Source organism: Aestuariimicrobium sp. p3-SID1156 (genome assembly GCF_025144225.1).
In the GTDB taxonomy this organism is placed as follows: Bacteria; Actinomycetota; Actinomycetes; order Propionibacteriales; family Propionibacteriaceae; genus Aestuariimicrobium.
In genome coordinates this window covers 504523-517267 of record NZ_JALXXB010000002.1, presented here as the reverse complement: position 1 = coordinate 517267, position 12745 = coordinate 504523, and the positions used below count along the sequence as shown (strand labels likewise).

Annotated in this window: 9 protein-coding genes and 1 tRNA gene; 3 read left to right on the top strand and 7 right to left on the bottom strand. The window is 66.6% G+C overall.

The features are described 5' to 3' along the window. Positions 1-41: 41 nt before the first annotated feature. Positions 42-1502: a 30S ribosomal protein S1 gene (gene rpsA, locus M3G03_RS05150; protein ID WP_259808580.1), complete on the bottom strand. Its 1461-nt coding sequence runs from the start codon at positions 1500-1502 to the stop codon at positions 42-44. A gap of 327 nt (positions 1503-1829) precedes the next feature. On the opposite strand from rpsA, the gene M3G03_RS05145 reads away from it, so the two are divergent. Next, positions 1830-2555 carry a class F sortase gene (locus M3G03_RS05145; RefSeq protein ID WP_259808579.1) on the top strand — a complete coding sequence of 242 codons (726 nt, stop codon included), beginning with the start codon at positions 1830-1832 and terminating at the stop codon, positions 2553-2555. 99 nt (positions 2556-2654) lie between these two features. Beyond that, entirely contained in the window at positions 2655-5498 is a 2844-nt protein-coding gene (locus M3G03_RS05140) for an FAD-binding and (Fe-S)-binding domain-containing protein (protein ID WP_259808578.1), read from the top strand. A 29-nt stretch (positions 5499-5527) separates the two neighbouring features. On the opposite strand, the gene polA is transcribed toward M3G03_RS05140, so the two are convergent. From polA to M3G03_RS05125, 3 genes are all read right to left on the bottom strand, one after another. Next, complete coding sequence (gene polA / locus M3G03_RS05135) at positions 5528-8227, bottom strand: DNA polymerase I (protein WP_259808577.1); 2700 nt, start codon at positions 8225-8227, stop codon at positions 5528-5530. Positions 8228-8295: 68 nt separating this feature from the next. Further along, entirely contained in the window at positions 8296-8676 is a 381-nt protein-coding gene (locus tag M3G03_RS05130; RefSeq protein WP_259808618.1) for a hotdog fold thioesterase, read from the bottom strand. 92 nt (positions 8677-8768) lie between these two features. Beyond that, positions 8769-9410: an ANTAR domain-containing response regulator gene (locus M3G03_RS05125; protein WP_259808576.1), complete on the bottom strand. Its 642-nt coding sequence runs from the start codon at positions 9408-9410 to the stop codon at positions 8769-8771. A 175-nt stretch (positions 9411-9585) separates the two neighbouring features. Here M3G03_RS05125 and M3G03_RS05120 point away from each other — a divergent pair. Continuing rightward, positions 9586-9668, top strand: a tRNA-Leu gene (locus tag M3G03_RS05120). A 62-nt stretch (positions 9669-9730) separates the two neighbouring features. Here the strand turns inward: M3G03_RS05120 and pyk are convergent. The 3 genes from pyk to M3G03_RS05105 all read right to left on the bottom strand — a co-directional run bounded on the left by pyk (position 9731) and on the right by M3G03_RS05105 (position 12741). Beyond that, complete coding sequence (gene pyk, locus M3G03_RS05115; protein ID WP_259808575.1) at positions 9731-11152, bottom strand: pyruvate kinase; 1422 nt, start codon at positions 11150-11152, stop codon at positions 9731-9733. 115 nt (positions 11153-11267) lie between these two features. Continuing rightward, the gene (locus tag M3G03_RS05110) at positions 11268-12185 is read right to left on the bottom strand and encodes an RluA family pseudouridine synthase (protein WP_259808574.1); all 918 of its coding nucleotides are present in this window, start codon (positions 12183-12185) and stop codon (positions 11268-11270) included. 1 nt (position 12186) lies between these two features. Further along, positions 12187-12741, bottom strand: coding sequence for a signal peptidase II (locus M3G03_RS05105; RefSeq protein ID WP_259808573.1), 555 nt, complete (start codon positions 12739-12741; stop codon positions 12187-12189). Between the last annotated feature and the right edge of the window lie 4 nt (positions 12742-12745).

Sequence of the window (12745 nt, the reverse complement as noted above, 5' to 3'; positions counted from 1 at the left end):
CAGAACTGTCTCCAGCTCAGCTCTGGGCGTCCTGTGGGCAATCAGTTGCCGGTGAGCTTGTCGCGCAGGGCCTGCAGGGCCTCGTCGGACGCCAACGAACCAGCGGCCTCAGCGGCCTCCTCGGACGGAGCCGACGAGTAGCTACCGGAGGTGGCGGACTCCACAGCGGCATCGCGATCGGCCTCTTCGGCCTCGGCGACCTGCTTCTTGTGAGCCTCCCAGCGAGCCTGGGCCTCGGCGTACTGCTGCTCCCAGGCGCGCTGCTGCTCCTCGTAGCCTTCCTTCCACTCGTTGGTCTCCGGATCGAAGCCCTCGGGGTAGATGTAGTTGCCCTGTTCGTCGTAGTTGGCAGTCATGCCGTACAGCGACGGGTCGAAGTCGTCAGCAGCGATGTCGACACCCTCGTTGGCCTGCTTCAGCGACAGCGAGATGCGGCGGCGCTCGAGGTCGATGTCGATGATCTTGACCATGACCTCGTCGTTGACGGTGACAACCTGCTCTGGGATCTCCACGTGGCGCTCAGCCAGCTCGGAGACGTGCACCAGACCCTCGATGCCCTCCTCGACACGCACGAAGGCGCCGAAGGGCACCAGCTTGGTGACCTTGCCCGGCACGATCTGGCCGATCTGGTGGGTACGGGCGAAGGTCTGCCACGGGTCCTCCTGGGTCGCCTTCAGCGACAGGGAGACGCGCTCGCGGTCCATGTCGACATCCAGCACCTCGACGGTGACCGGGGTACCGACCTCGACGACCTCGCTCGGGTGGTCGATGTGCTTCCAGGACAGCTCGGAGACATGCACCAGGCCGTCCACGCCACCCAGGTCCACGAAGGCACCGAAGTTGACGATCGAGGACACGACGCCCTTGCGGATCTGGCCCTTCTGCAGCTGGGTGAGGAAGGTGTGGCGCACCTCGGACTGGGTCTGCTCCAGCCAGGCGCGACGCGACAGGACCACGTTGTTGCGGTTCTTGTCGAGCTCGATGATCTTGCTCTCCAGCTCCATGCCCACGTAGGGCTGCAGATCGCGGACGCGACGCATCTCCACCAGGGAGGCCGGCAGGAAGCCACGCAGGCCGATGTCAACGATCAGGCCGCCCTTGACGACCTCGATGACAGTACCGGTGACAACACCGTCTTCTTCCTTGACCTTCTCGATGGTCCCCCAGGCACGCTCGTACTGGGCACGCTTCTTCGAGAGGATCAGGCGACCTTCCTTGTCCTCCTTCTGCTGGACCAGGGCCTCGACCTCATCGCCCACGGAGACGACCTCGAAGGGGTCGACATCGTGCTTGATGGAGAGTTCCTTGGAAGGGATGACGCCTTCGGTCTTGTAACCGATGTCGAGCAGGACCTCGTCCCGGTCGACCTTGACGACGGTACCGGTGACGATGTCCCCGTCGTTGAAGTACTTGATGGTGGCGTCGACAGCAGCGAGGAAGGCTTCCGGCGAGCCGAGGTCGTCAATGGCGACCTGAGGAGATGCCTCAGTGGAGGAGGTCATGTACTAGGGCTCCGATGAGTTGTCTGAAGAGTCAGTGTGGCGCACCGCAGACTGTCTGCCATCGGCAGGTCTGGGCCTGGCCGCATGGCGCGCGAGCTACTCTGTCCTAGTTCACGCAGTACACAGTGCCCGTACAGGTTATCTTTTCGCCGGCACGAGGGTCAATCTGGGACGCCCAGCGCTGGGCGTCACGAAGGTCGCTCTCTCGGGTTGCGGCCCGGGGCGTCTACCATGGACCCCGTCCCCCCATCCCCGGGGGGAAGCTCCGGTATTTCGGCAGCCGGTGCCGCCATGAGCCAGTCTTCGCCATGAGGGAGTCCCACCGCCATGAACAATCGCACCAAGATCGGTATCGGCGTACTGGTGCTCCTCCTCGCCGTGGGTGGCTTCCTGGTCTACGGCGTGACCAAGGACAAGAATCAAGCCGACGTCGCCGAGCAGTCGGTCGGCACCCGGGCGACAGTGCAGCAGGGCGCCGGCAGCTCGCACGACGCTGCCACCGCATCCCCCTCCCCGACCTCTGCGGCTCCAACTCGCACGTCCACGAAGGTGCTTCCGAAGGGTTGCATGACAACCATGAAGGAGATCGAGCCCACCCGCTTCGAGATCCCGGACATGAAGGTCACCTCGCCGATGATCGCGCTGGGCGAGGACGAGGAGGGTGCCGCCGCGGCCCCGCCGAAGTCCGAGGCCCGCACGGTCGGCTGGTGGGAGAACGGCCCGAAGGTCGGCGCCACCCAGGGCAAGACGGTCCTGACCATCCACACCTACCACCAGGGTGGCGCGCTGGGGAACCAGCTGTATGACAAGCAGAATGGCTTCAAGACCGGGGACCTGGTCCGCATGACCGATGCCCAGGGGCAGACCCAGTGCTATGAGCTGGAGAAGGAGACCAAGGTCTGGGTCAAGGACTACGACCCCAACTCCGACATCCTCTACGCCCACGACGGCCCCCCGCGTGCCGTGATCGTCATCTGCTGGGACTACAATTACGGCACCAAGGAATGGGATTCCCGCATCCTCTACTACCTCAAGCCCTTGGCGATGGGCTGACCACGCGCCTTCGCCCACTGGCCCGCGGAGCAGATCACATCTTCTGATCACTTGGCCCCCACGTCTCCCGCAGGCATCAGGTGCTTCTAGGGTGGGTCCATGCGCCGCAGCGAAATGACACCGGTTCCCCCATCCCTCCTCGCGGACCTGCGCAGGTCGCTGGCGCCAGAACAGTCCCGCACCGACGTGATCAGCCTCACCACCGCGGCAGTCGATGCGTCCCACTACCTGCTGACACCGCAGGTACTCGTGCGGGCGAATTCGGCTGCCGACGTGGCGATGGTGATGGACCTGGCCCAGCGCCACCACCGCCCCGTGACCTTCCGCTCGGGAGGCACGAGCCTGTCCGGGCAGGCCCTGGGCGAGGGCATCCTGGTCGACACCCGCGCAGGCTTCCGCAAGCTCGAGATCCTCGACGAGGGCGCCCGGATCCGTATCGAGCCGGGCGTGACGATCGGCCTGGCGAACCGCTACCTGGCCGATTTCGGCCGCAAACTCGGTCCTGACCCTGCCTCCGAAGTCGCCTGCACGGTGGGTGGCGTCGTCGCCAACAACTCCTCGGGAATGACGTGCGGGGTCACCGCGAACACCTACCAGACCCTTGACTCCCTGGTCGTGGTGCTGCCCTCCGGGACGGTGGTCGACACCGGCGCCACGGACGCGGATGAGCGTCTCGCCGCAGAAGAACCGGCCCTCCACCAGACCCTGCTCGACCTGCGCCAGCAGGCCTTGGGACATGCCGACGACATCCGCCGCCGCTGGTCGCTGAAGAACACCATGGGCTACGGGCTCAACTCGTTGGTCGACCACGAGTCACCGGCGAAGATGCTGGAGCACCTGGTCATCGGTTCGGAGGGCACGCTCGCCTTCATCGCGGAAGCCACCTTCCGCACCGTGCCGGTCCTTCCCCACGTGGCGACCGGCCTGCTGATGTTCGACTCGCTCTACACCGCCACCAGTGCCCTGCCGGACCTGGTCGGCTCCGGAGCGTCGGTGATCGAGCTAATGGACGCCTCCTCCCTCGAGGTCTGTCGTCAGGATCCTGCGGTCACCGTGGTGCCCCGCCGGGGAGCTGGGGGCGAGGCAGCGCTGCTGGTCGAGTACCAGGCCGGGAGCGCCGACGAACTCGGTACCCTGCAGTCCGCAGGCGCGGAGGTCTTCGCTGGTCTCCCGGTGCGTGAGCAGCCGATCCTCACCTCTGAGCCCGCCCCGCGCAAGGAGTTGTGGCAGCTGCGCAAGGGACTGTTCACCATGGTCGCCGGTGCCCGTCGTTCCGGGACGACTGCCCTGCTGGAGGACGTGGCCGTCCCGGTGGCCTCTCTGGCGCAGGTCTGTGAGGACCTCAACAGCCTGTTCGCCGAACACGGCTACGACGATTCGGTGATCTTCGGCCACGCCAAGGACGGCAACATCCACTTCATGGTCAACGAGGACTTCAACTCCGAGGCCTCACTGCCCCGCTACGAGGCCTTCACCGAGGACATGGTCGACCTGGTGCTGGCCGCCGAGGGCACCCTCAAGGCCGAGCATGGCACCGGCCGCATCATGGCCCCCTTCGTGGAGCGCCAGTACGGACCGGAGCTGTTCGGCATGATGAAGAAGGTCAAGCAGGCCTTCGACCCCCACGGTGTCCTCAACCCGGGCTCGGTGCTCACCGACGACCCCGAGTTGCACATGAAGGACCTCAAGCAGACTCCCACTGTCCAGCCCGAGGTCGACCGCTGCGTCGAGTGCGGCTACTGCGAACCGGTCTGCCCCTCCGAATTCCTCACCCTCACCCCGCGCCAGCGCATCTTGGTCCAGCGCGCCATCCGGGACGCCGAGGAGTTGGGCGACCGGCAGCTCGCCGCCCGCCTGCGCTCCGAGCAGACCTACCCGGTGACCCAGACCTGTGCTGTCGACGGGATGTGTTCGACCTCGTGCCCGGTGGGGATCAACACCGGTGACCTGGTACGTCGACTCCGTGCCGAGGACCGACCGGCTGCCCTGGACGCCGGGTGGAAGCTGGCCAGCACGATCTGGGACCCGTTCACCACCGTGGCGGGGAAGGCGATGTCCGTGGTGGACGCACTGCCGCAGCCGGTGGTCGACCTTCCCGTGGGAGCGGCACGAGCCCTCCTCGGGGAGGACCTCGTCCCCGAACTCAGCGCCGACCTGCCCGCCGGTGGGCGCCGTCGCCGGGTCGTGCGGAACGAGGGCGCCGAGGTCTGCTACCTGCCCGCCTGCGTCAACACCATGTTCGGCCAGCCCGACGGCGACACCCCGATGGAGGACCAGGTCCTGGAAGTGCTCCAGGCCGCCGGTGTCACCGTCACCATGCCCAGGGACACCCCGGGCTTGTGCTGCGGGACCCCGTGGAAGTCGAAGGGCATGACCAGCGGTTTCGAGGCAATGTCGAAGAAGCTGGCGCGCAGCCTGGTCGAGGCCACCGACGGCGGACGCATCCCAGTGATCAGTGACGCGGTCTCCTGCACCGAGGGGATCATCCACTCCCTCGAGAAGCAGGAACCCCTGCTCGCCGGTCTGGAGATCCGGGTTGTCGACCTGACCACCTACCTTGCCTCGATCGCTGACAGGCTCCCGGGGCTGCCGAAGGTGGGCCGTGCCGTGGTGCACCCGACCTGCGCCTCGACCCAGCTGGGCGCCACCCCGGACATGCTCGCCCTGGCCGGGCTCATCGCCGAGGAAGTGGTGGTTCCCAAGGAATGGCGATGCTGCGCCTTCGCGGGCGATCGCGGCATGCTGCACCCGGAGCTGACCGCCTCTGCCACGGCTGGTGAGGCGGCCGAGATCGAGGCTGCGCAGCTCGCGGGGCAGGCCTTCGACCTGCATCTGTCCGCCAACCGCACCTGCGAGATGGGCATGACCCGTGCCACCGGGCACACCTACCGTCATGTGGTGGCGGCCCTGCACGAGGCGCTGGGACGCGCCCAGCTGGTCTAGACCCGAGCCGGTCCGGGCCCGCCTAGTGCCTAGTGCGCGGCCTCGTGCCAGGAGCGGCCGGTGCCGGTGGACACGTCCAGGGGGATCTTCAGCGCCATGGCGCTGCCCATGGTGTTCGTGACCAGTTCCTCCACCACCTCGGCCTCCCCGGGGGCAACCTCGAGCACGAGTTCGTCGTGGACCTGCAGCAGCATGCGGGAGGCCAGGCCCTGCTCACGAAGCTTCTTGTCGAGCTCCAGCATCGCCACCTTGATGATGTCGGCGGCTGATCCCTGGATGGGGGCGTTGAGGGCCATTCGCTCGGCCATCTCGCGACGCTGGCGGTTGGAGGATCCCAGGTCGGGCAGGTAGCGGCGGCGTCCCAGGAGGGTGGCGGTGAAGCCGGTCTTGCGTGCCTCGTCGACGACATCACGCAGGTAGTCGCGCACCTCGCCGAACCGCTCGAAGTAGACCTCCATCAGGCCCTTGGCCTCGGAGACCGGAATGGTGAGCTGGTTCGACAGCCCGAAGGCGCTGAGGCCGTAGGCGAGGCCGTAGTTCATCGCCTTGATCTTGGCCCGCATCTCGCCGTTGACCTCGCCGGGTTCGACGTGGAAGACGGTGGAGGCCATCTTCGTGTGGAAGTCCTCACCCGACCGGAAGGCCTCGATCAACCCGTCGTCATCAGACAGGTGCGCCATGATGCGCATCTCGATCTGGGAGTAGTCCGCGGTCAGCAGCGACTCATAGCCCTTGCCCACCACAAAGGCCTCGCGGATGCGGCGGCCCGCTTCGGTGCGGATCGGGATGTTCTGCAGGTTCGGCTCGGTGGAGCTCAGCCGACCGGTGGCGGCGACGGTCTGGAAGAAGGTGGTGTGGATGCGTCCATCGTCGGCCACGGTCTTCAGCAGCCCGTCGACGGTCTGCCGCAGCCGGATGGCATCGCGGTGCCGCAGCAGGTGGGCCAGGAAGGGGTGCTCGGTCTTCGCGAACAATCCCTCCAGAGCATCCGCATCAGTCGTCCACCCGGACTTGGTCTTGCGGGTCTTGGGCATGTCGAGCTCGTCGAAGAGCACAGTCTGCAGCTGCTTGGGCGAACCCAGGTTGATCTCGTGGCCGATGACGGCGTAGGCGTCCTGTTCGGCCTCCTTCACCTGGTCGTCGAACTCGCCGCGCAGCTGTTCCAGCAGCTCCACGTCGACGGCGATACCGACCTGCTCCATGCGTGCCAGAGTCTCCTGGAGCGGCAGCTCCACGTCGGTCAGCAGGCTGGTCTGCTCGGAGGTCTCCAGTTCGACCAGCAGCTGGTTCGCCAGGTCGATCACGGCCCGGGCGCGCAACATGGACGCGGCAGCCGCGCTGTCGTCATCGCCCTTCTCCTCAAAGAGCGCCTCCTGGGGCGCCTCGGCCCGCTCCGTCTCATCGATTCGCAGCTCGCGCTTGAGATAGCGCAGCGCCAGGTCGCCGAGGTCGTAGGTGCGCTGGTCAGGGCGTAGCAGGTAGGCCGCCAGAAGGGTGTCGCAGGAAACGCCGTGCAGCTCCCACCCGCGCGCCCAGATGGCCAGCAGCGGGCCCTTGGCATCATGCAGCGCCTTGGGTGCGTGGGGGTCCGCCAGCCAGGCGGCGAAGGCCGCGTCATCAGCGGGGCTGAGTGAGTCGACGCGGAACCAGGCCGCTGCCCCATCACTGGCTGCCAGGGCGACCGATTCCAGGTCACCGGTGCCCGATCCCCAGACTCCGGTGACGTCCACGCCGGTCAAGCCGCTGTGCGAGTGCTCCTCCAGCCAGGGCGCAAGCTCGCCTTCGGCCAGCATCCTCCCCGACATCTCGAAGCCTCCCTCGGGAACCACCGGGCCGTTGGGCAGTTGCTCGATGAGCCGGTCACGCAGGACACGGAACTCCAGACCGTCGAAGAGGGTGTGGACGGCTTCACGATCCCAGTCCGCCCGCACCAGGTCGTCCAGCCGAACGCCTAGCTCGAGGTCATGGACCAGCGCATTGAGCTTGCGGTTGCGACGAACGTCCTCAAGGTGGTCGCGGAGGCTCTGTCCAGCCTTCCCCGGCACCTGGTCGGCCCGCTCCAACAGGTTCTCCAACCCGTCGAACTGGGCCAGCCACTTGGCGGCCGTCTTGGGCCCCACCCCGGGGACGCCGGGCAGGTTGTCACTGGTCTCCCCCACCAGGGCGGCCAGTTCGGGATACCGGGCGGGGGGGACCAGGTACTTCTCCTCCACCGAGTCCGGGGTCATCCGGGCCAGGTCGGAGACGCCCTTGCGCGGGTACAGGACCGTGACGTGGTCGTTCACCAGCTGCATGGCGTCGCGGTCTCCGGTGCAGATCAACACCTCCACCTGCTCGGGCATCCCGGTGGCCAGGGTGGCGATGATGTCATCGGCCTCGAAGCCCTCGAGCTCCAGATGGCGGATGTTGAGCGCGTCGAGAACCTCCTTGACCAACTGGACCTGGCCCTTGAACTCCTGCGGGCTCGCCGAGCGGTTCGCCTTGTAGTCGGCATACTCCTCGGCGCGGAAGGTCTGCCGACTCACGTCAAAGGCCACTGCCACGTGCGTCGGCTCCTCGTCACGCAGGACGTTGATCAGCATGGAGGTGAAGCCATACACCGCGTTGGTGTGCTGCCCGGTCGTGGTGGAGAAGTTCTCCACCGGGAGCGCGAAAAAGGCTCGATAGGCCACCGAGTGCCCATCGACGAGCAGCAGTTTCACGGGACGATCAACAGGGTTCTGGCTCACCCCTCGAGCCTACTGTCCGTGTCCGACAATTGCTGCGGGCCCGGGATCCAGGTGGCGGTGGGGGGCCCTCAGGCGGGTGGGCCGGCGACGAGCTGGCAGGTCAGTCGACCCGTCGCCACCAACCCACCGCCATCGTCGTGGAGGCTGACCTGGTAGCTGCCCACGGTGCGGCCCTGACGCAGCGGCGTGGCGACGGCGGTGACGTGGCCACGGCGCACGGCGCGATGGTGGGTGACGTTGAGGTCGACGCCCACTGCCGCGCGTCCGAAGTCTCGAGCCCAGGCATTGGCAACCAGTGAACCGGTCAACTCCACCAACACCCCGGAGGCGCCGCCATGCCACAGGCCGAAGGGCTGGGTGTTGCCCTCCACCGGGGCCCGCGCGATGCATCGCTCGGCACTCAGCTCACCCACGACCACCCCCATGCGATCGTCCAGTGCGCTGACCATGCCCTGGGCCCACTCCGGCAGCCGTTCGGACGCGGGCAGCTCGAAGATGGCCGGGTCCACCACGCGCGGGTCCGGGACCGATTCGGTCACCGTCAGCCCAGCTTCTTGCCCTGGCGGGCGTGCTCGATGACGCCCTCGGCAACCTCGCGCATTGACTTGCGCAGGTCCATGGCGGTCTTCTGGATCCAGCGGAAGCTCTCCTGCTCCGAGAGACCCAAGCCCTGCTGGAGGAGGCCCTTGGCCTGGTCCACAGCCTTGCGGGAGGCCAGACGGTCCTCCAGGTCGGTGATCTCGTCCTCCAGGGTCCGCAGCTCGTTGTAGCGGCCCATGGCGATCTCGATGGCGGGCACCACGTCGGAGGCGTCGAAGGGCTTCACCACATAGGCCATCGCCCCGGCCTCGCGGGCCTTCTCGACCAGCTCGCGCTGGCTGAAGGCAGTGAGCATCACCACCGGGCAGATCCGCTCCTCGGCGATGCGCTCGGCAGCAGTGATGCCGTCCATCTTGGGCATCTTGACGTCCATCACCACCAGATCGGGTTCCAGGTCACGCGCCATCGCCAGCGCGGCCTCGCCGTCGCCGGCCTGGCCGATGACGTCATAGCCCTCGTCCTCGAGCAGCTCGACCAGATCCATCCGGATCAGCGCCTCGTCCTCGGCGACGAGGACGCGCGGACGGTGGTCCTTCGACGCCGGCCTCTTGCGGTCGTCCCGATCGGTGGTGTCCTCGGCCACGATGCCTCCTGCAAGTCTTTCGTTCACACTGCGACGTCAGACAATTACATCGCAGCGCCGTCTCGGCAAGCGCCGGACAGTGTGAATACTAATGGCTCCGCACAAGCACGGCTGTGGTGGCAGGCGGCTGCGGCAGGGGCGCCTGCCGATGTGGCACAATGGCGAGGTTGCACCTGCCCGGGTGGCGGAATGGTATACGCGGACGGCTCAAACCCGTCTGGTCGAGAGACCTTAGGGGTTCGACTCCCCTTCCGGGTACGACAAGAGACGAGGGCCGAGCACAGATGTGCTCGGCCCTCGTGCTGTTCTGGAACAGTTGCTCAGCTGAGCGGCGTCCCGATCTTGTGGACGCGGATCGCATTGGTCTTGCCGGCGGTGCCCATGGGCGAGCCGTAGACGATGACCACACGGTCACCGTCCTCCACCATGCCGTTCTGGAGCAGGATCTCCGAGACCCCCGCGACCATCTCGTTGAAGACGGAGTAGGTCTGGGTCACATAGGACTCGATACCCCAGCTCAGGCACAGCTGCTGGGCGGTCTCGTTCCGGTTCGTGAAGGCCAGGATGGGGGTGGTGGGACGCAGACGCGACAGGCGTCGTGCGGTGTCGCCCGAGCTGGTGAAGGCGAGCAGGTACTTGGCCCCCAGTCTCTCGGCGATCTCGGCAGCCGACTTGGCCATGATCCCGCTGGTGGTGTGGGGGTTCCAATTGATCCCGGCGATCTTCTCCACACCATGGTTCTCGACGTTCTCCACGATCTTGGCCATCGTGGTGACGGTCTCGACCGGGTAGTCACCCACCGAGGTCTCCCCCGAGAGCATGACCGCGTCGGTGCCGTCGATCACGGCGTTGGCGACGTCGGAGGCCTCAGCACGGGTGGGGCGGGGATTGCTCGCCATGGACTCCAGCATCTGCGTGGCGACGATCACCGGCTTGGCCCAGACTCGAGCAGCCTCGATGATCTTCTTCTGGGCGATCGGGACCTCTTCGAGGGGGAGCTCGACGCCCAGGTCACCGCGGGCCACCATCACCGCATCGAACTTGTCGATGATGTCCTGCATGTTCTCGATCGCCTGCGGCTTCTCGAGCTTGGCCAGGATCGGGACGCGACGCCCCTCCTCGTCCATGATCTCGTGAGCGCGGGTGACGTCATCGCCAGAGCGCACGAAGGACAGCGCGCACAGGTCGACGCCCTGCTTCAGCGCCCACCGCAGGTCGGCCTCATCCTTCTCGCTCATCGCGGGAACCGAGACCGCAACGCCGGGCAGGTTGATGCCCTTGTTGTTGCTGACGTAACCAGGAACAACGGTCTTGCAGACGACGTCGGTCTCGGTGACCTCGACGGCCTCCAGCATGACCTTGCCGTCGTCGATCAGCAGCTTGTCGCCGACGTTCACGTCGCCGGGCAGCCCCTTGAAGGTGGTGGAGCAGCGCTCGGCGGTGCCCTCGATGTCATCGACCGTGATGGTGAACGGATCCCCCACGCTGAGGAAGTGCTTCTCGCCGTTCTCGAATTTGCCAAGGCGAATCTTGGGCCCCTGGAGATCGGCCATGATCGCGACGCGCTTGTTGAGCCTCTTGGCGGTCTCGCGCACCTGGTTGTACCGGTAGGCGTGCTCGGTGTAGTCGCCATGGCTCATGTTGAGACGGGCCACGTTCATGCCCGCGTTGATGATCCCTTCCATACGCTCGGGGCTCTCGACAGCCGGCCCCAGCGTGCACACAATCTTTGCTCTACGCACAGTCCCACCCTAGACGACGGGCGTGCCCAATGGACCCCCCACCGCCATGAACGTTTGAGAACCCCGTCCGACAAGGTGATTCGCTCGCATGGACTGGCCGCCCGCAGGCGGGTGGTCAACCCTGGACCACGTCCAGGGCGTGCCGCAGATCCTGGGGGTAGTCGGAGGTGAACTCCACCCACTCCCCCGTCCCGGGGTGGATGAAGCCGAGTCGATGGGCGTGCAGCCACTGCCGTTCGAGCCCCAGCCGTTGGGCCAGGACGGGATCGCTGCCGTACAGCGGGTCGCCCACACAGGGGTGCTTGATGGCACTCATGTGGACGCGAATCTGGTGTGTCCGCCCGGTCTCCAGGTGCACCTCGAGCAGGGTCGCGGCACGGAAGGCCTCGATGGTCTCGTAGTGGGTGATCGAGGCACGACCCCCTTCGATGATCGCCATCTTCCAGTCATGCCCGGGATGCCTGGCGATCGGGGCGTCGATGGTGCCGGTGAAGGGGTCGGGATGGCCCTGGACGAGTGCGTGGTAGACCTTCTCCACGGTGCGGTCCCGAAGGGCCTGCTTGAGCAGCGTGTAGGCACGTTCGGACTTCGCCACCACCATCAGGCCTGAGGTGCCCACGTCGAGCCGTTGCACGATCCCCTGTCGTTCAGGGGCTCCTGAGGTGGAAATATGAAATCCTGCGCCGGCGAGGTGCTCCACCACCGAGGGCCCCTCCCAGCCGAGGGAGGGGTGGGCAGCGACCCCGGCCGGCTTGTCGACCACCACGATGTCGCGATCGTCGTGCACGATGCCGATGCCCTCCACCACCTGGGGGGTGACGTTCACGCTACGTTCGGGGCGCTCCAGATCGACCTCCAGCATCTCCCCCGCCTGGACGCGCTGGGAGGGCTTGTCGATCGTCCTACCACCCAGCCAGACCGCCCCGGTGCCGATCAGTTCGCCGATACGGCTGCGGGAAAGTCCGGTGATGCGGGCGGCGGCGGCGTCCACTCGTTCGCCGGCAAGGCCGTCGGGCACCAAGAAGATCGCCACGTCAGTCCTTCGCTGCTCGACCGGTGTCCTCCAACGCCTTGTCGTCACATCTCTCCAGGAGGGACTCGCGGACGGTCCACAGGATCACCAGGGCAGCCGCGAGGGTGAGGAAGATGTCTGCCACGTTGAAGATCGCGAAGTGCGGCACGGCGAAGAAGTCGACGACATGGCCGCGCAGCGGTGCCGGGCCGCGCGCGATGCGGTCGATGAGGTTGCCGGCAATGCCTGCCATGGCCATGCCGAGGACGAACCCCTGCGCCCGGGTGGTCACCTTGGGCACCAGCCAGACGACACAGAAGACCAGCGCTGCCATGGCCAGGAGGGTGAACACGATCGTCACCGAGGTTCCCATGGAGAAGGCTGCGCCGGGGTTGCGGATGAGCTTCAGGTGGAGCAGCCCTCCGAGCAACGCCGGCGGATTCTGCGGGTCGAGCTCACGCACGGCCAGGATCTTCGATCCCTGGTCCAGCAGCAGCCCGAGCAGGAAGACCGACACGAGGGTGACCACAGCGCGACCCCGGCCAGTAGCCGGGGTCGTTGCCGCGGTCTCCACCATGGTC